The organism is Streptomyces erythrochromogenes (genome assembly GCF_036170895.1).
Lineage (GTDB): Bacteria > Actinomycetota > Actinomycetes > Streptomycetales > Streptomycetaceae > Streptomyces > Streptomyces erythrochromogenes.
The window spans coordinates 5,415,030-5,432,627 of record NZ_CP108036.1; the positions used below are offsets into that span (position 1 = coordinate 5,415,030).

The window sequence follows — 17,598 nt, forward strand, 5'->3', positions numbered from 1 at the left end:
ACGCGGTGATTCCCTCGGGCCGTGGCCTTGCTAACCCCTGTTACACGCCCGTCGACAAATCCGGACAAGCCGGGGCTAAAGTACGGGCGTTCGACTGCCGATGGGGTGCGCCCGTATGGGGGACGCGGTTCCGCTGCCGGGGGCGCCGCCCCGGCAGCGGAACCGCGGACTAGTTGCCCGCCGCCGCGTCGCACCGCTGCGCGGCAAGGGCCCGGGCCAGGTCGTCGCGGGACTCCAGGACCAGGCGGCGGAGCGCGGGGGCGGCGTCCTCATGCCCGGCCAGCCACGCGTCGGTGGCGTCCAGCGTGGCCGAGTCGCCCTGGAGGGAGGGGTAGAGCCCCTTCACGACGTGCATCGCGATCTGGATCGACCGGTCCGACCACACCCGCTCGATCACCTCGAAGTAGCGCCCCGTGTGGGCCGCCAGCAGGTCCCGCTGCGAGGACTGCTGCATGCCCGCGATCGTCGCCTCCACCAGCGCGTTCGACAGCGCGTCCGACTCCACGACCGCCGCCCACGCCTGGTCCTTCACCGCCTGCGAGGGGCGCGCCGCCAGGCACCGCACCTGGTGCCGCTTGCCCGACGCCGTGTCGTCCCGGGCCAGTTCGGCGGCGAGGACGCCCTCGTCCACCGCCCCGTGCGCGGCCAGCGGCAGCAGGAAGTCCCAGCGCAGCTCCTGGTCCACGTCCAGCCCGTCGATCCGCGCCGAACCCTCCAGCAGCCCCAGCAGCAGCTGGAAGTCACCCTCGGTCGCCGCGCTCGCCGCGAAGAACCGCGCCCAGGTCAGCTGGTGTTCCGACCCCGGCTGGGCCGACCGCAGCTCGTGCAGCGCGCCCGCCGCCAGGTCCCGGCCGCCCTGCTCGCGCAGGTCCGGCGCCGCGTAGTGGGTGACCGAGGCCTGCGCCTGCGCGTGCAGCTGCTGCAGGACGCCGACGTCCGTCTCCCGGCCGGCGTGCGCCAGCACCAGCGAGACGAAGTCGCGCGCCGGCATCAGGCCGTCCCGCGTCAGGTTCCACAGCGCCGACCAGCTCAGCGCCCGCGCCAGCGGGTCCGTCAGGTCTCCCAGGTGCGCGCGCAGCGTGGCCAGCGAACCCTCGTCGAAGCGGATCTTGCAGTAGGTGAGGTCCTCGTCGTTGACCAGGACCAGGTCGGGCCGGTTCTGCCCGGCCAGCTCCGCGATCACCGAGCGGGCCCCGGATACGTCCGCCTCGGCCCGGGCGTAGCGGACCAGCGCGCCGTCCGGCTCCAGCCGGTACAGGCCGACGCCGACCCGGTGCGGGCGCAGCTCGTCGCCCTCCTGGAGGACCGCGAGCTCGGTGATCCGGCCCGCCGCGTCGTAGGTCACCAGCGGGGTCAGCACGTTCACGCCCGCCGTCTGCAGCCAGGCCCGCGACCACTCGGTCATGTCCCGCCCGGACACCTCGCCGAGCACTGACAGCAGGTCGTCGAGCGTGGTGTTCCCGTACGCGTTCGCCTTGAAGTAGCGGCGCGCGCCCTCCAGGAACGCCTCCCGGCCGACGTAGGCGACCAGCTGCTTGAGCACCGCCGCGCCCTTGGCGTAGGTGATGCCGTCGAAGTTCAGCTTCGCGTCCTCCAGGTCACGGATGTCGGCCGTGATCGGGTGCGTGGACGGCAGCTGGTCGGCGCGGTAGGCCCAGGCCTTGCGGTTGTTGGCGAAGGTCACCCACGCCTGGTCGAAGCGGGTGGCCTCGACGAGTCCGAAGGAGCCCATGAAGTCCGCGAAGGACTCCTTCAGCCACAGGTCGTCCCACCACTTCATGGTGACCAGGTCGCCGAACCACATGTGCGCCATCTCGTGGAGGATCACGTTCGCGCGCCGCTCGTACGAGGCCTGCGTGACCTTGCCGCGGAAGATGTACTCCTCCCGGAAGGTCACCATCCCCGGGTTCTCCATGGCGCCCAGGTTGTACTCCGGCACGAAGGCCTGGTCGTACTTCCCGAAGGGGTAGGGGTAGTCGAAGATCTCGTGGAAGAGGTCGAAGCCCTGCTTGGTGACGAGGAAGACGTCGTCCGCGTCGAAGTGCTTCGCGAGCCCCTTGCGGCACATCGCGCCCAGCGGGATGGTCAGGTCCCCGCGGATGTAGGTGTCCGTCACGTAGTGGTAGGGCCCGGCCACCACGCAGGTGATGTACGTGGAGATCGGCGCGGTCTCGGCGAACCGCCACACGGAGCCCTCGCGGGACTCCTCGGCGCCGTTGCTCCACACCTGCCAGCCCTCGGGCGCGGCCACCTCGAAGCGGTAGGGCGCCTTCAGGTCCGGCTGCTCGAAGTTCGCGTACACCCGGCGGGCGTCGGCCGGCTCGTACTGCGTGTAGAGGTAGACCTCGCCGTCCTCCGGGTCCACGAAGCGGTGCAGGCCCTCGCCCGTCCGGCTGTACGCGCAGTTCGCGTCCACCACCAGGACGTTCTCGGAGGCCAGGCCGTCCAGGGCGATCCGGGCCCCGTCGAAGACGGCGGCCACGTCCAGCGCCCGCCCGTTCAGGGTGACGGAGTTCACCGAAGGGGCGATCAGGTCCGCGAAGGTGGCACCGCCGGGGGCCGCGGCCCGGAAGCGGATCGTCGTCACCGAGCGGAAGGTCCGCGGGCCTTCGGCCGGTTCGGCCTCGTCCACCGCCGACCTGATGTCGAGGACGACCTCGTACCCGTCGACGGACAGCAGCTCGGCCCGCTCGCGGGCCTCCTCGCGGGACAGATTCTCTCCGGGCACCTGCACTCCTTCGTGCGCGATCGCGTTCTTGGTCGAATCCTCGCACGAGGGGAATGCGTGCGAGGGCGTCCTGGTTGGCCACGGAGGACATGCGCCGTTGATGCCTTTTTCCGCCTGAGACCGACACAGAGGAGAGACATGACCGAGACCCAGGTGCGCGAGAAGACCCCGGTCGACTTCTGGTTCGACCCGCTCTGCCCTTGGGCCTGGATGACGTCCCGTTGGATGGTGGAGGTCGAGAAGGTCCGCGACGTCCAGGTGCGCTGGCACGTGATGAGCCTCGCCGTCCTCAACGAGAACAAGCTCGACGAGCTGCCCGAGGTCTACCGCGAGCTGCTCGGCCCCAAGGGCTGGGCTCCCGTGCGCGTGGTCATAGCGGCCCAGCAGAAGCACGGCGACGAGATCACGGGCAAGCTCTACACCGCGCTCGGCACCCGCATCCACAACGAGGACAAGGGCCCGACCCGCGAGGTGATCGCCGAGGCGCTGGCCGAGGTCGGCCTGCCGGCCGAGCTGCTCGCCTACGCCGACTCCGACGAGTACGACGAGGTGCTGCGCGCCTCGCACAACAACGGCATCGACCGCGTGGGCCAGGAGGTCGGCACCCCGGTGATCTCCGTTCCGGGCGCCGACGGCGAGGGCGACGTCGCCTTCTTCGGGCCGGTCGTCACCCCGACCCCGCGCGGCGAGGCCGCGGCCCGGCTGTGGGACGGCACCCTGCTCGTCGCCTCCACGCCCGGCTTCTACGAGATCAAGCGGACCCGCACCAAGGGCCCGTCCTTCGAGTAGCCCGTACGGCCGGAACACACAGAAGACCCCCGTGAGTCACGTCCTCACGGGGGTCTTCTGCTGGACACGCCCGCCGGTGAAGGTTGAGAAGACGATCACGAGGCGGACGGGTACGGGGGTGCGATCAGCCCTTGACGGGGATCAGCAGCGGGGTGTTCGCCTTGGCGTCGGCGTAGCGCTTGGAGACGTCCTGCCAGTTGACGACGTTCCACATCGCCTCGATGAAGTCCACCTTCTGGTTCTTGTACTGCAGGTAGAAGGCGTGCTCCCAGGCGTCGAAGACGAGGATCGGGGTGCTGGCCACGCCCACGTTGCCCTGGTGGTCGTAGACCTGCTCGACGACCAGACGGCCGCTGACGGGCTCGTACGCGAGCACGCCCCAGCCGGAGCCCTGGGTGGCGGAGGACGCGAAGGTCAGCTGCTTCTTGAACTTCGCGAAGGAGCCGAAGGACTCCGTGATCGCGTCGGCCAGGTCGCCCAGGCCGTCGGCCGCGGTGGGCTCGCCGCCGCCCTCGCCGGTCTTCGGGCTGGCCATGTTGTGCCAGTAGATGCTGTGCAGGATGTGGCCGGAGAGGTGGAACGCGAGGTTCTTCTCGAGGCCGTTGAGCGCGCCCCAGTTCTCCTTGTCGCGCGCCTCCGCCAGCTGCTCCAGCGTGTTGTTGGCGCCCGTGACGTAGGCCGCGTGGTGCTTGTCGTGGTGCAGCTCGATGATCTGCGGGTTGATCACCGGCTCCAGCGCCGCGTAGTCGTACGGAAGCTCAGGAAGCGTGTAGATGGCCATGCGTGTTATCCGGTCCCCTCAGCGTGCCAATCGCTAATTGCAATTAATGCGCAACTGCACGCTAGCAGCATCTATTCCGCCTCACACGTAAGGGTTACCTCTGTAAAACGCAGGTGGGCCCCGTGCGTTCGCACGGGGCCCACCTGCGGTGAGGGGCTGTCAGCGGGCGGCGGCCGCCCGGCGCTGCAGCACGTATCCGGTCACGGCGAGGGCGGCGGTGAGCCCGCCGGTGAAGACCACCTGGACCCGGGTGTCCTCGCCCAGCGCCATCAGCACCAGGACCCCGGTCACGCCTGCCAGCGCCACCCAGGTCAGGTACGGGAAGCCCCACATCCGGACGACGAGTTTCTCGGGGGCCTCGCGCTCCAGCCGGCGGCGCAGCACGAACTGCGAGACGGCGATGAAGCCCCAGACCACGAGGATGACGCCGCCGACCATGTTCAGCAGCCAGGCGAACAGGGTGTCCGGGTACCAGTAGGACAGCAGCACGGTGACGAAGCCGAAGCCGGAGGAGGCGAGCACCGCCCGGCGCGGCACGCTGCCGGTGACCTTGCCCAGCGCCTTGGGGCCCTGGCCGCGGGAGACCAGGGAGTAGGCCATGCGCGAGGAGCCGTAGATGTTGGCGTTCATCGCGGACAGCAGGGCGATCAGGATGACCACGTTCATGATCTCGCCGGCCGCCGGGATGCCCAGGTGGTCCAGCGTGGCCGCGTAGGGGCCGGTCTCCGTGACCTTCGGGTCGTTCCACGGCAGCAGGGTGACGATGACGAGCATGGAGCCGACGTAGACGACGGCGATGCGCCACATGGTGGTCTTCACGGCCTTGGCCACGCCCTTGACCGGGTTCTCCGACTCGGCGGCGGCGATGGTGACCGTCTCCAGGCCGCCGTAGGCGACGACCGAGGCCAGCAGGCCGACGAGCAGGCCGTCCACGCCGCCCGGCAGGAAGCCGCCGTCGTGGAGCAGGTTGGCGGTGCCGGGGGCGCCGGTGCCGGGCAGCAGGCCGAGGACGGCCAGCACGCCCAGCCCCAGGAAGAGGCCGATGGCCCCGATCTTGAGGGCGGCGAACCAGAACTCGAACTCGCCGAAGTTCGAGACGGCGGCCAGGTTGGAGCCGCAGAACAGCGCCATGAAGACCAGCACCCACATCCAGGACGGGGTGCCCGGGAACCAGCCCGTCATGATGTGCGCCGCGCCGATGGCCTCGATGGCCACGCCCACGCACAGCAGCGTCCAGAACATCCAGCCGGCGGTGAACCCGGCCCACGGGCCGATCGCCCGCTCCGCGTGCACGGAGAAGGAGCCGGAGGCGGGGTTGGCGGCGGACATCTCGCCGAGCATCCGCATCACGAACATCACGAGCAGTCCGGACGCGGCGTAGGCGAGCACGATCGAGGGGCCCGCCGCGGCGATGCCGGCTCCGGAGCCGACGAAGAGTCCCGCGCCGATGACACCGCCGAGGGCGATCATCGAGAGGTGGCGCTGCTTGAGTCCGTTGCCGAGCGGGGAACCGGCGTCGGTCCGCGGCGGCTCGGGAGGGGCGACGGTGCTGCTGTGGCTCATGGGGTGGGTGCCTGTCATGTGCGGGGGCGGAGCGGGCCCCAGTGTGCCGAGCGTCCGATCACCGGACGTTCGGCGTCCGATATTCGGACAGCCGCTTCACGGATCGTGATCACGCCCGCACGAGCCGGGAGCGGCCGGGCAGCGAACCGCGAACGGCAGGACCCCCCGTGCCGCGGCACGGGGGGTCCTGGGGTGAATCCGGTTTCCGGCGATCCGGTGATCCGGTACGGAGGTCAGCCGGCCTGCCGCGTCCGCCGCTCCCGCAGCTCGCGGACGCCCGCCACGGCCAGGACCAGCAGGGCCGCGCCCGTCGACCACAGCAGCTGTGGGCGCGCGGAGTCGTCGAAGAGCATCAGGACCAGGACCGCCGCCATCCCGGCCAGCGCGGCCCAGGTCGCGTACGGGAACAGCCACATCGGCAGGACCAGCCGCTCGGGCATGTCCCGCTCGATCCGGCGGCGCAGCTTCAGCTGCGAGACCGCGATCAGTGCCCACACGAACAGCAGCACGGCGCCGACCGCGTTGAGCATGTAGAGGAAGATCGTGTCCGGCCACAGCAGGTTGAGCACCACGGAGACGAAGCCGAAGGCCACCGACGCGAACACCGCCCGGCGCGGCACGCCGCCGCCCGAGACCTGCAGCAGCGACTTGGGCGCCTCCTCGCGCTCGGCCAGCGAGAAGATCATGCGCGAGGACCCGTACAGGTTCGCGTTGAGCGCCGACAGCAGGGCCACGAACACCACGATGTTCATGATCTGGCCGGCCCCCGGGATGCCGATGGAGTCCAGGACGGCGACGTACGGGCTCTGGCCCGGCTCCAGCGAGTCCCACGGCAGCAGGGTCACGATGACCACCATCGAGCCGACGTAGAAGAAGAGGATGCGCCACACGGCGCTGCGCACCGCGCGGGACACCGACCGGGCCGGGTCGTCGGACTCGGCGGCCGCGATGGTGACGACCTCCAGGCCGCCGAAGGCGAAGATGACGGCGAGCATGCCGGCGACGACGCCGCCGAAGCCCGCGGGGAAGAAGCCGCCGTGGCCGGTGAGGTTGGCCATGCCGACCGGATCGGTGTCCGGGAGCACGCCGAAGATCGCGAGGGTGCCGAGGACCAGGAAGAGCACGATCGCGCCGACCTTGAGGGCGGCGAACCAGAACTCGAACTCGCCGAAGTTCTTCACTGCGGCCAGGTTGCTCACGGTGAAGACCACCATGAAGAGCAGCACCCAGACCCACTGGTCGACCGAGGGCACCCAGCCGTTCGCGATCTTCGCGGCGCCGGTGGCCTCCACGGCGAGCACCACGACCAGCAGGAACCAGTACAGCCAGCCCGCCGAGAAGCCGGCCCAGCGGCCGAGCGCGCGCTCCGCGTAGACGGAGAACGAGCCGGAGGCGGGCATCGCGGCCGACATCTCGCCCAGCGCGCGCATCACCAGCATCGCGAGGACGCCGGCGAGGAGGTAGGAGCAGATGATCGCGGGACCGGCGATGCCGATACCGGCACCGGAGCCGACGAAGAGGCCGGCGCCGATCACGCCGCCGAGCCCCAGCATGGTCAGGTGGCGCTGCTTGAGGCTGTGGCTGAGGGGTTCCGCGGGCAGGTCGCCCGTCGTGGGAGGTGCTTCTGGCAGGCGCTCACGCATGAGGAGTGCTCGTACTCTCGTTCGGCCCAGCGATGGTGGGGACCCCGCCTTTGGCTTGGCGGGATCCAACAGTCTCACTGAGCGGCGGCTGTCCGTGCAAAACGGACGTGCTATCGGATGTTGCTCGTGACGAGGATCACGTCGACCCGGCCGGGGGAGTGGGCTTTGTTCATTCCCCACCATCGAGGGGAGCGGGGCTTTGTCCCGGGCGGCGGTGGGGCGGCCCCGGACCGCGCACTAACGTCGGTGATCGTCCTCACCCTCACCACCTCGCGGAGCCCCCTCATGAGCACTGCTTCCGTCTCCCTCCGGCCCGGCACCGTCCTCGCCGACCTGCTGCCCGCGAGCCGCGTGCGCGACATCGCGCTCGTCGTCGGCGGCGCCGCCCTGACCGGGATCGCCGCGCAGATCGCGGTGCCCGTGCCCGGCTCCCCGGTCCCCGTCACGGGCCAGACCTTCGCCGCGCTGCTCGTCGGCACCGCCTTCGGCGCCCGCCGCGGCTTCCTCGCGCTGGCGCTGTACGCCCTCGTCGGCATGGCCGGCGTGCCGTGGTTCGCGGGCGGCACCTCCGGAGCGGGCGGCGCCTCCTTCGGGTACGTGCTCGGCATGCTGCTCGCCGCCACCGTCGTGGGCGCCCTGGCGCGGCGCGGCGCCGACCGCTCGGTGCTGCGCACGGCGGGCACGATGGTGCTCGGCTCCGCGGTCATCTACGCGGTGGGCGTGCCGTACCTGATGGCCGCCACCGGGATGTCCCTGAGCGCCGCCGTCGCGGCGGGCCTGACCCCGTTCCTGATCGGCGACGCCCTCAAGGCGGCCCTCGCGATGGGCGCCCTGCCGGCCGCCTGGAAGCTGGTGGGCCGCCGCGGCTGACGCCGGCGCCACCACCCCCGTATCGGCCGGAGCCCGGCCCGCCTGACGAGGCGGGCCGGGCTCCGGCGTGTGTACGGGACGGGTTCGGGCTCGGTCAGCCCTGGACGGCGGCCCGCTTGCGGCGGAAGTCCAGGACCACACCGACGGCCACGACCAGGCCGGCGACGAGGGTGGACAGGGTGACCACCTCGCGGTTCGCGTCGTCCACGAACATGTAGCCGATCACGAACACGATCAGTGCGGCGGTGGCCCAGGTCAGCCACGGGAAGAGCCACATCTTCACGGTGAGCTTCTCCGGGGCCTCGCGGACCAGGATCCCGCGCATCTTCAGCTGGGTGAAGCAGATCACCAGCCACACGAAGAGCGCGATGGCGCCGGAGGAGTTCAGGAGGAAGTTGAAGACCGTGTCCTTGAACGCGTAGTTGAAGTAGACGGCGACGAAGCCGAAGACCGTGGAGCCGAGGATCGCGGCGACCGGCACACCCTTGGCGTTGACCTTGGCGAACGCCTTGGGGGCGTCGCCGCGTTCACCGAGCGAGAAGGCCATGCGGGAGGCGGTGTAGAGGCCCGAGTTCAGGCAGGACAGCACGGCGGTCAGGACGATGACCTCCATGATCGTGCCGGCGTTCGCGATGCCGATCGAGTCGAGGGCGGCGACGTACGAGCCCTTCTCGGTGATCGACTTGTCGTTCCAGGGGAGCAGCGTCAGCACGACGAAGATCGAGCCGAGGTAGAAGACGCCGATGCGCCAGATCACGGAGTTGGTGGCCTGCGTGACGGCCTTGCGGGGGTTCTCCGACTCGCCGGCGGCGAGGGTGACGATCTCACTGCCCATGAAGGAGAAGACGACCATCAGCACACCGGTGAGGACGGCGCCGTAGCCGTTGGGGAAGAAGCCGCCGGCGTCGGTCAGGTGTGCGAAGCCCGCGCCGGGGTTGTCGGAGCCGGGCAGGACGCCGAAGACGGCCAGCATGCCGATGACCACGAAGGCGCCGATGGCGACGACCTTGATGCCCGCGAACCAGAACTCGAACTCACCGTAGGAGGCGACCGAGCCGAGGTTGGTGACGGTCAGCACCGCCATCACGATCAGGGCCCAGGCCCACTGCGGGACGGCCGGGATCCAGTTCTCCAGGATGGCGGCACCGGCGGTGGCCTCGACCGCGAGGACGACGACCCAGAAGAACCAGTAGAGCCAGCCGATGGAGAAGCCGGCCCAGCGGCCGAGCGCGCGGTCGGCGTAGGCGGAGAAGGAGCCCGAGTTCGGGCTGGCGGCCGCCATCTCGCCGAGCATCCGCATCACGAAGACCACCATGGCGCCGACGAGGGCGTAGGAGATCAGGATGGCGGGGCCGGCCTTGGCGATGCCGCCACCGGAGCCGACGAAGAGACCGGCGCCGATGACGCCGCCAATGGCGATCATGGACAGGTGGCGGTTCTTGAGACCGGCCTTCAGACCGTCGGAGGGCAGACCTTCACCGGGGTTACCGGAGGGGTCGCCTGCCTTCTGAAGGGTCGTCGTGGAACTCATGGACGGATCCTTAGGTTCTCGGGTTGCGAGCCCCGGCATTCAAACCTGAGATGAACGCAGGACGGAAGACCTCAATCCGGATCGTTGCGTTGGGGCGAACGTCCAGGATCGGCGTCCTGCCATGTCCCATCTGCGTTCTTTGGGTTTACTTGAGCTTTAGAAGTGACTTACGCGACACCCACTGCGGGCTGTCGGGGCTCCCCGTGCCACACTCGTCACATGCGCGTGTACCTCGGATCCGACCATGCCGGCTTTGAGCTCAAGAACCACCTCGTGGACTGGCTCAAGAACAACGGCCACGAGCCCGTCGACTGTGGCCCCCACATCTACGACGCGGTGGACGACTACCCGCCGTTCTGCCTCCGCGCCGCGGAGAAGACCGCCGCGGACCCCGACAGCCTCGGCATCGTGATCGGCGGCTCGGGCAACGGGGAGCAGATCGCCGCGAACAAGGTCAAGGGCGTCCGCGCCATCCTGGCCTGGAGCGTCCAGACCGCCCAGCTCGGCCGTGAGCACAACAACGCCAACGTCATCTCCGTCGGCGGCCGCATGCACACGCAGGACGAGGCCGTCAGCTTCATCGAGGCCTTCCTGGCGACCCCGTACTCCGACGAGGAGCGCCACACCCGCCGCATCGACATGCTCTCCGCCTACGAGCAGACCGGCGAGCTCCCCCCGATCCCGGCCCACCACCCGCAGGGCTGATCCCGCTTCCGGCCGTGCCACCCGCGGGGCGGGTGGCACGGCCGTCGTCTTTCTCCCGTCGTCTGTCTCCCTTTGTCTTCTTCTCTTTCCTCTCTCTTCTCCGAGGAGCGCGCAGTGCCCGAGGGGCATACGATCCACCGCCTCGCCGAAGACCACCTGGAACGGTTCGCCGGGTGGCCGGTCGCCGTCAGCAGCCCCCAGGGGCGGTTCGCCGAGAGCGCGGCCCTGCTCGACGGCCGGATCCTGGACGGCGTCGACGCCCACGGCAAGCACCTCTTCCTCGGGTTCCAGGAGAACGGGTGGATCCACATCCACCTCGGACTCTTCGGCAAGTACGCGATCGGCCCCGCTCCCGCCCCGCCGGCCACCGACACCGTCCGGCTGCGCCTGGCCAACGACGCGTACTACTCGGACCTCCGCGGCCCGACCACCTGCGCGTGGATCACCGGCGAGGAGAAGGCCGCGATAAGTGCCCGCCTCGGCCCGGATCCGCTGCGCGACCGCGACGACCCCGACCGCGCCTGGGCGCGCATCTCCCGCTCCCGCACCACCGTCGCCGCGCTGCTCATGGACCAGAAGATCGTCGCGGGAGTCGGCAACGTCTACCGCGCCGAGGTCCTCTTCCGGCACGGCATCGACCCGTACCGCCTGGGCAAGGACCTCACCCGCGCCGAGTGGGACGCCATGTGGGAGGACCTGGCCGCCCTGATGCGCCAGGGCGTGCGCAACAACCGCATCGACACCGTCCGCGACGAGCACCTCCCCGAGGCGATGGGCCGGCCGCCGCGGGTGGACGACCACGGTGGCGAGGTGTACGTCTACCGGAGGGCGAACATGCCCTGCCACATCTGCGGAGGAGAGATCCGCACCGCCGGTCTCGCCGCCCGCAACCTCTTCTGGTGCCCCACCTGCCAGCAGAACTAGCGCTCCCCCGACGTGCGGCTGTTCGTACGGGCGTACCGGACATCCCGCCCATCGCCCGGCAATGGCTGTAATACGTGCATCCCCAGAGCCATGCGGCCATCCCCGTCGGGGCAATCCATGACGCCCCGGGCGTTTTCGGGCAGCCCTCGGCACCGGGTGCGGGGGTACCCCTGCGCATTCACAGCCAGGATGGATAAGGTCCCGAAGCAATGGCCGGAGCACGCGTGGAGACCCTCCTGGCCCGGATGCGCATGCGGTCGCACCGGGGCCGCACCGCCCTGCGCAAATCCGCCGTCGACTACTTCCGCGGAGACGCGTCCGACTGGCTCGCCTTCATCGGGCTGCTGCTCACCGTTCCCGCCATAGCCTTCGGCACACTGATGCTGCCCGTCTGGTTCTCGCCGGCGGCGCTCGTCCTGCCGATCGTGGCCGGCGGCCTCCTGCTGCGTCCCGCCAGCCTCCTCGCCCTGTATGCCGCCTCCGCGGCCGCGCTGATCGTCGAGGCGCTCGTGCTCGGTCCCTATACCCAGGGTCCGGCGCGCGTCACCCCCGGCACCGTGCTGGTCGTCGCCGCCTGCGGGTTCTTCGGGCTCGTCATCGCGCAGTTCCGCAGCCGCGTCGGCGTGCCCTGGCGGCGCGGCGGCACCATGCTCTTCGACCTGCGCGAACGCATCCGCGTACAGAGCAAGCTGCCCGCCCTGCCACGCGGCTGGCACCGCGAGATGGCCCTGCGCCCCGCCGGCGGCCAGTCCTTCTCCGGCGACTTCGTCGTCGCGGCCCGCACCAACGGCGGCCGGACCCTGGAGATCGTCCTGACCGACGTCTCCGGCAAGGGCATGGAGGCCGGCTCCCGGGCCCTGCTGCTGTCCGGCGCCTTCGGAGGGCTGCTCGGCGCCCTGCCGCCGCACGGCTTCCTACCCGCCGCCAACGGCTACCTGCTCCGCCAGGACTGGGACGAGGGCTTCGCCACCTCCATCCACCTCGTCCTGGACCTGGAGACCGGCGACTACGAACTCCTCTCGGCCGGCCACCTCCCCGCCCTCCAGCTCTGCGCCGGCACCGGCCGCTGGCAGGAGAAGTCCGGCGAGGGCCCGCTGCTCGGCGTCTACGACGGCGCCGAGTTCACCCCGGCCCGCGGCAACCTCCGCCGCGGCGACGTCCTGATGCTCTTCACCGACGGCCTCGTCGAGACCGCCGACCGCGAGATCAGCGAGGGCATCGACCGCCTCACCGGCGAAGCCGACCGCTACGTCTCCGCCGGCTGGGAGGGCGCGGCCTGGCACCTGATCGAGAAGGTCGCCAAGGACGTCAACGACGACCGCGCCCTGCTCCTCATCCGCCGCTCTCCCTGACCGGGGTGGGGCCTTCTCCACCCCGCTCGCCCCGGGCCGCTCCCTGGCCGCCGCCCCACCGTCATCCGTAGCGTCGGTGCCACGACCAGGACGGCTTCGGCGACCCGCGGCACACCCTGGGCCTGCGACGGCGCAGGCGCTCGGACGGGAACCCTCCGGCGGCCTGATCGCGGACCGCCTCCCGCGCAGCACCGCCGCGACCGCCCCCCCCGCATGACCGCACTCAGCGCCGCCCGCCGGACTCCCGCGCACGCGGCCGCCTGACCTCAGTCGAACCGGATGTGCCGTACGCCGACCAGCGCCCGCCGGATCCGGCCCAGGAGCGGACCGTCGGCGTCCGGAGCCAGGTCCAGCCCGGCGCAGCCGGCCACCCGGTCGGCCACCTGGGACACGGTCAGCCGGTCCGTGGCCAGGTGCTGGGCGAACTCGGGCGCGCGGAGCGCCTCCAGACACCCGTCGAGCCGGGCCACCGCGAAGCTCTCCCACTTGAGCCCCCGCCCCAGACCCCGATCGCGCAGCCGCCGCAGCACCGTCTCCCGTTCCGCCAGCAGCGCGAAATGCCGTACGTCGTGGCCGCGTTCCCGCAGCCGGCCCACGGTCTGCGCGAAGTAGGCCGGCTCGGTGACGGTCATCGGCACCAGCACCACCCCCGGATGCCGCCGCGCCGCGAGGTCCAGTACCTCGAACACCCCCTGGCGCCAGGCCGCCAGGTCCTGGAAGTCGCCGGGCCGGATCGGGGATGGCGGTGCGGGCGGTGCCGGCGGTGCGGGTGGTCCTGGTGGTGCGGGGTGGTCCGGGTGGTGCGAGTGGTGCGGGTGGTCCGGGTGGTGCGGCCGGGCCACTCACCCGGGATTGGCACGCCCCCGCGGGCGGGCGCGGGGCCTACCGTGCCCCCATGGACCGTACGCTCGCCGCCGACCTCGCCCGGCTCCCCGACCTGCTCGACGCCACCCGCCGCGCCGCCGCCGAAGCGCTCGCCACCCTGGACGAGCGCGCCGTCGTACCGCCCGCCCCGAAGCCGCGGGACCCCGAACCGCTCCCGGAGCAAGGCCGCGGCACGCAGAGCGCCCTCGCCGCGTTCCGCGAACGCTGGGAGCCGCGGCTGTCGGCCTCCGCCGGCCCCCGCTACCTCGGCTTCGTCACCGGCGGGGCCACCCCCGCGGCGCTCGCCGGGGACTGGCTCACCGCCGCCCACGACCAGAACTCCAACTCCTCGATGGACGGCGCCGGCCAGGACCTCGAACGCGAGACCGTGGGCTGGCTGCGCGAGCTCTTCGGCCTCTCCGACGACCACACCGGCACCTTCGTCTCCGGCGCCACCATGTCCAACACCACCGGACTCGCCATCGCCCGCGAATGGCTGGGCGAGCGCCTCGGCGTGTCCCCGGCCGAGGAGGGCGCCGCCGCCCTCGGCCCGGTCCGCGTCCTCTCCGGCGCCCCGCACTCCTCCATCGCCAAGGCCCTCTCCTTCCTCGGCCTCGGCCGCAGTTCCCTCGTACGCGTCCCGACCCTGCCCGGCCGCGAGGCCGTCGACCCCGCCGCCCTCGACCGGGCGCTGGCCGACACCCCCGGCCCGGCGGTGGTCGTCGCCAACGCGGGCACCGTCAACACCGTCGACTTCGACGACCTCCCCGCCATCGCCGCCCTCCGCCCGCGCCGCGACTTCTGGCTGCACACCGACGCCGCCTTCGGCGCCTTCGCCGCGCTCTCCCCGGACCACGCCCACCTCGCCGCAGGCCTCGACGCCTCCGACTCCGTCTGCGTCGACCTGCACAAGTGGCTCAACGTCCCCTACGACAGCGCCGTCCAGTTCACCCGCCGGCGCGACTTGCAGGCCCGCGTCTTCCAGAACGCCGCCGCCTACCTCGGCCCCCTCGGCGAACACCCCGACCTCGTCCACCTCACCCCGGAGAACTCCCACCGGCTGCGCGCCCTCGCCGCCTGGTTCACGCTGCGCGCCTACGGCCGCCAGGGCCACCGCGAGATCGTCGAGCGCAACATCGCCGGCGCCAGGGCCCTCGGCGCCGCCCTGGAGGAGGACCCCGCCTTCACCCTCCTCGCCCCGGTCCGCCTCAACGTCGTCTGCTTCACCCTCGCCGACGACCCCGAACCGGCCCGGCTGACCGCCCTGCGCGAGGCGGTGTCCGCCGAGGTGTTCGTCACCCCGACCGTCCACGGGGGAACCGCCGGGCTGCGTGCCGCGTTCTCCAACTGGCGTACGACGCAGGCAGATGTCCGCAGGGCCGCCCGGGCCCTGCGCACGGCAGCGAGGGAGATCGCATGACGAGCAGTTGCCTGACCCTCCTGGAGGTCGAGGCCCTGGCGCGCGGTGCGCACGAGGGCCAGACCGACAAGGCCGGCAGGCCGTATGCAGAGCACCTCGCGGCCGTCGCCGAAGGCGTGCGCGTGCGCGGCGGCAGCGCCGAACAGCAGGCGGCTGCCTGGCTGCACGACGCGATCGAGGACGAGGCGCTCAGCCTCACCTGGCTGGATTCCGCCGCTCTCCCGCAGTCCGTCAAGGACATGGTCCTCGCCGTCACCAAGCGCCCCGGCGAGCCGGTCGAGCGTTACGCGGCCCGCATTCTGGCCACCCCGGGCGCCCTCCTCGTCAAGGAGGCCGACCTCGCGCACAACGCCGACCCCGCACGCCTCTCCGTACTGGACGGCCCCACCCGCGAACGGCTGTCCGCGAAGTATGCGTATGTCCGGTCCCTGCTGGGCCTCACCACCCCCTGAGCCCCCTCGCCCAAGGGGGTTGGCGAAAACAGAACAGGGGCCTTTCGTCACGGGGCGTATGACTCCGGCCCGTTGGTGGGAGGATGGTCCATGTGGGGGCATTCTCGGCCGTGCGCCCCCGGCCGACCAGGGGACGACCGAAGGTGTGATCAGAAGTGGCCATTTCGCTGTCAGTGGTGGTTCTGTTGGGGGTCATCCTGGTGGTGCTGATCCGCGGCAACCACATCAAGACGGGCCCCGCCATCGTCGCCGCCCTCTTCGGCTTCTTCCTGGCGTCCAGCTCGATCGCGGACGACGTGAACCGTTTCCTCAACTCCCTCGCGACGATGATCGCGAACATCAAGCTCTAGCAGCATGACGTCATAGAGCTCCGGACCCTCCCACGGACGAGCCCGGCCGATCCTCCGGGAGGCGGCCGCAGCCGCCGCGCCGTCCGGGTGGACGTTCAGCAGCACCCGCTCGGCCTCGACACCGCCGAGCAGGGCCGCGTGCGGACGCCGGGCGACGCCCTGCCCGCGCCAGGGCCCGCGGACGGCGAGTTCGCAGGAGCCTGAAGGTGCGGTGCCCGTCCTCGCGCCGCATGTCCGCGGACACGGGCTCGGCCAGTTCGTCCCACCAGCGGGTCCACCGCGACGGCCGCCCGCAGCGTCACGGCTCCTCCGAGACACGCCGGGCGGTCACCAGATAGCCGGCGAACCGGACGCCCGGCCGCTCCTGCGCCCACCCGTCGGCCTCCTCGACCGGAACCAGCACGGCCGAACCGGGGACGGGGTGCTGCACGCGCTCCGCACTCCCCGCAGGCACCTCGAACCGGCAGTGCACCTCGTTGATCGTCAGCACTTCCAGAGCCGTGGGAGCCCCCTCGCCCTCACCGTGGTGCTCCTCGTGGAAGTCGATCCCGGCCGCCAGATCCCCGCCGACGACATCGGCGTACTCCTCCGGATCGGCCTCCAGGAGCTGCCACGAAACGACGTCCCCCGGCGCGAAGTCCTCTCCGCAGCACTGCATCTGCCAGTCGTCAACCCAAACCGTCAGCGTCATACGGCCATTCTCCGCCACCCCAACCGACCCCCACCAGGCCTTTTCCCGTGCTCACCGGCCCACCGCATCGGCATGCCGCCACGCCGTGATCGCCCACTGCTCCCCGTGCTTCCTCATGCGATCGGGCATGCGAGGGGTACGGTTCACCAAGAAGGCGCTTGGGCGAAGGGTCAGGCCATGTCTGCGGGGACGCCAATGCTCTGGCGCATGATGCGGCGCATCTCGCTGAGCTGATCCCAAAGCTCCACGATCTGAGTGTGCGCCTGCTCCAGGGACTCACCTTCCCGGCGTGGCGGGAATCCGCCATCGAGACGCTTGAGGACCCCGTATATCCGGCTGAGCCTGCGATGGACGTCATCAGCAATGGCAAGCACGTCATCCGAGGCCCGCATCTGCGCCTCGGAGTACCGCGCACGGTGCTCGCGCCGGGCGTCGTCCAGCCGCGACCTCAGGTCATCTGTGGCTCGGCCGGACCTGAGCGCGTACCAGAAGTTGTTCAGCTCAGAGTGGTAGTCCAGGGAAGCGGTGTTCAGCATGACGTAGCAGTCCCGAACGGCCTCCACCATCGCCCGCTTCGTCTCGTACTGCCGCTCCTCGGTGCGCTGCCGCTCGGAGCGGTCCAACTCCTTGGACTTGGCCTTCTCGGCGAGCCGCTGCGTCAGGAGTCCTGACACAAGCGTGCCGACGATACCCAGGAAGGCGATCACCAACGGAACCACCGTGCTGCTCATTCTGAACCACCCTCTCTGGCCGCTTCGAGTATGTCGGTGCCACGCCGCCACGCCCGGCATCCCGCGACGGTCGCAGAGAACACCCGGGAGCGGAGAGCGGCGCTGCGGATCAGTACCCGCAGGACGGCCTGAGTCTGCCTGCCGGCCCACCGACCACTCACCGGCTCCCATCCCGTCCGCCGTCGACTGAGCTGATCGGGCTGT

15 protein-coding genes and 1 pseudogene are annotated in these 17,598 nt (G+C 70.9%); 8 read left to right on the forward strand and 8 right to left on the reverse strand.

Going from position 1 to position 17,598, the window contains the following annotated elements; genetic code table 11:
* Positions 1 to 169 precede the first annotated feature (169 nt).
* The gene (gene pepN / locus OHA91_RS24705) at positions 170 to 2,728 is read right to left on the reverse strand and encodes an aminopeptidase N (protein WP_031145585.1); all 2,559 of its coding nucleotides are present in this window, start codon (positions 2,726 to 2,728) and stop codon (positions 170 to 172) included.
* A gap of 138 nt (positions 2,729 to 2,866) precedes the next feature.
* Here pepN and OHA91_RS24710 point away from each other — a divergent pair, with 138 nt between their 5' ends.
* On the forward strand, positions 2,867 to 3,517 hold the full coding sequence (locus OHA91_RS24710; RefSeq protein WP_031145587.1) for a mycothiol-dependent nitroreductase Rv2466c family protein: 651 nt from the start codon (positions 2,867 to 2,869) through the stop codon (positions 3,515 to 3,517).
* Positions 3,518 to 3,641: 124 nt separating this feature from the next.
* Here the strand turns inward: OHA91_RS24710 and OHA91_RS24715 are convergent, their stop codons facing one another.
* The 3 genes from OHA91_RS24715 to OHA91_RS24725 all read right to left on the reverse strand — a co-directional run bounded on the left by OHA91_RS24715 (position 3,642) and on the right by OHA91_RS24725 (position 7,504).
* Positions 3,642 to 4,298 carry a superoxide dismutase gene (locus tag OHA91_RS24715; protein ID WP_030958438.1) on the reverse strand — a complete coding sequence of 219 codons (657 nt, stop codon included), beginning with the start codon at positions 4,296 to 4,298 and terminating at the stop codon, positions 3,642 to 3,644.
* 159 nt (positions 4,299 to 4,457) lie between these two features.
* Positions 4,458 to 5,861: an amino acid permease gene (locus OHA91_RS24720; RefSeq protein WP_328740030.1), complete on the reverse strand. Its 1,404-nt coding sequence runs from the start codon at positions 5,859 to 5,861 to the stop codon at positions 4,458 to 4,460.
* A 233-nt stretch (positions 5,862 to 6,094) separates the two neighbouring features.
* Positions 6,095 to 7,504, reverse strand: a complete 1,410-nt coding sequence (locus tag OHA91_RS24725; protein ID WP_328740031.1) for an amino acid permease — start codon at positions 7,502 to 7,504, stop codon at positions 6,095 to 6,097.
* 285 nt (positions 7,505 to 7,789) lie between these two features.
* Between OHA91_RS24725 and OHA91_RS24730 the strand changes: the two genes are divergently transcribed.
* On the forward strand, positions 7,790 to 8,374 hold the full coding sequence (locus OHA91_RS24730) for a biotin transporter BioY (protein WP_031145600.1): 585 nt from the start codon (positions 7,790 to 7,792) through the stop codon (positions 8,372 to 8,374).
* A 94-nt stretch (positions 8,375 to 8,468) separates the two neighbouring features.
* Here the strand turns inward: OHA91_RS24730 and OHA91_RS24735 are convergent, their stop codons facing one another.
* The gene (locus tag OHA91_RS24735) at positions 8,469 to 9,905 is read right to left on the reverse strand and encodes an amino acid permease (RefSeq protein WP_328740032.1); all 1,437 of its coding nucleotides are present in this window, start codon (positions 9,903 to 9,905) and stop codon (positions 8,469 to 8,471) included.
* 219 nt (positions 9,906 to 10,124) lie between these two features.
* On the opposite strand from OHA91_RS24735, the gene OHA91_RS24740 reads away from it, so the two are divergent.
* The 3 genes from OHA91_RS24740 (at position 10,125) to OHA91_RS24750 (ending at position 12,886) form a co-directional block, all read left to right on the forward strand.
* Entirely contained in the window at positions 10,125 to 10,610 is a 486-nt protein-coding gene (locus OHA91_RS24740; protein WP_031145604.1) for a ribose-5-phosphate isomerase, read from the forward strand.
* Between the two features lie 114 nt (positions 10,611 to 10,724).
* On the forward strand, positions 10,725 to 11,534 hold the full coding sequence (locus OHA91_RS24745) for an Fpg/Nei family DNA glycosylase (RefSeq protein ID WP_328740033.1): 810 nt from the start codon (positions 10,725 to 10,727) through the stop codon (positions 11,532 to 11,534).
* 209 nt (positions 11,535 to 11,743) lie between these two features.
* The gene (locus OHA91_RS24750) at positions 11,744 to 12,886 is read left to right on the forward strand and encodes a PP2C family protein-serine/threonine phosphatase (protein WP_031145608.1); all 1,143 of its coding nucleotides are present in this window, start codon (positions 11,744 to 11,746) and stop codon (positions 12,884 to 12,886) included.
* A 266-nt stretch (positions 12,887 to 13,152) separates the two neighbouring features.
* Here OHA91_RS24750 and OHA91_RS24755 read toward each other — a convergent pair.
* Positions 13,153 to 13,611 (reverse strand): annotated as a pseudogene (locus tag OHA91_RS24755) (ATP-binding protein); the annotation flags it as partial.
* Between the two features lie 170 nt (positions 13,612 to 13,781).
* Between OHA91_RS24755 and OHA91_RS24760 the strand changes: the two are divergent.
* The 3 genes from OHA91_RS24760 to OHA91_RS24770 all read left to right on the forward strand — a co-directional run bounded on the left by OHA91_RS24760 (position 13,782) and on the right by OHA91_RS24770 (position 15,972).
* Positions 13,782 to 15,170: a pyridoxal phosphate-dependent decarboxylase family protein gene (locus OHA91_RS24760; RefSeq protein ID WP_328740034.1), complete on the forward strand. Its 1,389-nt coding sequence runs from the start codon at positions 13,782 to 13,784 to the stop codon at positions 15,168 to 15,170.
* Positions 15,167 to 15,622: an HD domain-containing protein gene (locus tag OHA91_RS24765; protein WP_031145616.1), complete on the forward strand. Its 456-nt coding sequence runs from the start codon at positions 15,167 to 15,169 to the stop codon at positions 15,620 to 15,622. The genes OHA91_RS24760 and OHA91_RS24765 overlap by 4 nt, the downstream gene beginning before the upstream one ends.
* A gap of 155 nt (positions 15,623 to 15,777) precedes the next feature.
* Positions 15,778 to 15,972 carry a membrane protein gene (locus OHA91_RS24770; RefSeq protein ID WP_030026959.1) on the forward strand — a complete coding sequence of 65 codons (195 nt, stop codon included), beginning with the start codon at positions 15,778 to 15,780 and terminating at the stop codon, positions 15,970 to 15,972.
* A gap of 298 nt (positions 15,973 to 16,270) precedes the next feature.
* Here the strand turns inward: OHA91_RS24770 and OHA91_RS24780 are convergent, their stop codons facing one another.
* A complete protein-coding gene (locus OHA91_RS24780) occupies positions 16,271 to 16,663 on the reverse strand; it encodes a DUF6578 domain-containing protein (RefSeq protein ID WP_266501169.1) in 393 nt (130 codons plus the stop codon).
* A 170-nt stretch (positions 16,664 to 16,833) separates the two neighbouring features.
* On the reverse strand, positions 16,834 to 17,394 hold the full coding sequence (locus OHA91_RS24785; protein WP_031145621.1) for a hypothetical protein: 561 nt from the start codon (positions 17,392 to 17,394) through the stop codon (positions 16,834 to 16,836).
* Between the last annotated feature and the right edge of the window lie 204 nt (positions 17,395 to 17,598).

Excerpts from the sequence above, each read along its gene's own strand:
- OHA91_RS24710 (WP_031145587.1), top strand. The coding sequence starts at position 2,867 with ATGACCGAGACCCAGGTGCGCGAGAAGACCCCGGTCGACTTCTGGTTC.
- OHA91_RS24715 (WP_030958438.1), bottom strand. The coding sequence starts at position 4,298 with ATGGCCATCTACACGCTTCCTGAGCTTCCGTACGACTACGCGGCGCTG.
- OHA91_RS24720 (WP_328740030.1), bottom strand. The coding sequence starts at position 5,861 with ATGAGCCACAGCAGCACCGTCGCCCCTCCCGAGCCGCCGCGGACCGAC.
- OHA91_RS24725 (WP_328740031.1), bottom strand. The coding sequence starts at position 7,504 with ATGCGTGAGCGCCTGCCAGAAGCACCTCCCACGACGGGCGACCTGCCC.
- OHA91_RS24730 (WP_031145600.1), top strand. The coding sequence starts at position 7,790 with ATGAGCACTGCTTCCGTCTCCCTCCGGCCCGGCACCGTCCTCGCCGAC.
- OHA91_RS24735 (WP_328740032.1), bottom strand. The coding sequence starts at position 9,905 with ATGAGTTCCACGACGACCCTTCAGAAGGCAGGCGACCCCTCCGGTAAC.
- OHA91_RS24740 (WP_031145604.1), top strand. The coding sequence starts at position 10,125 with ATGCGCGTGTACCTCGGATCCGACCATGCCGGCTTTGAGCTCAAGAAC.
- OHA91_RS24750 (WP_031145608.1), top strand. The coding sequence starts at position 11,744 with ATGGCCGGAGCACGCGTGGAGACCCTCCTGGCCCGGATGCGCATGCGG.
- OHA91_RS24760 (WP_328740034.1), top strand. The coding sequence starts at position 13,782 with ATGGACCGTACGCTCGCCGCCGACCTCGCCCGGCTCCCCGACCTGCTC.
- OHA91_RS24765 (WP_031145616.1), top strand. The coding sequence starts at position 15,167 with ATGACGAGCAGTTGCCTGACCCTCCTGGAGGTCGAGGCCCTGGCGCGC.
- OHA91_RS24780 (WP_266501169.1), bottom strand. The coding sequence starts at position 16,663 with ATGACGCTGACGGTTTGGGTTGACGACTGGCAGATGCAGTGCTGCGGA.
- OHA91_RS24785 (WP_031145621.1), bottom strand. The coding sequence starts at position 17,394 with ATGAGCAGCACGGTGGTTCCGTTGGTGATCGCCTTCCTGGGTATCGTC.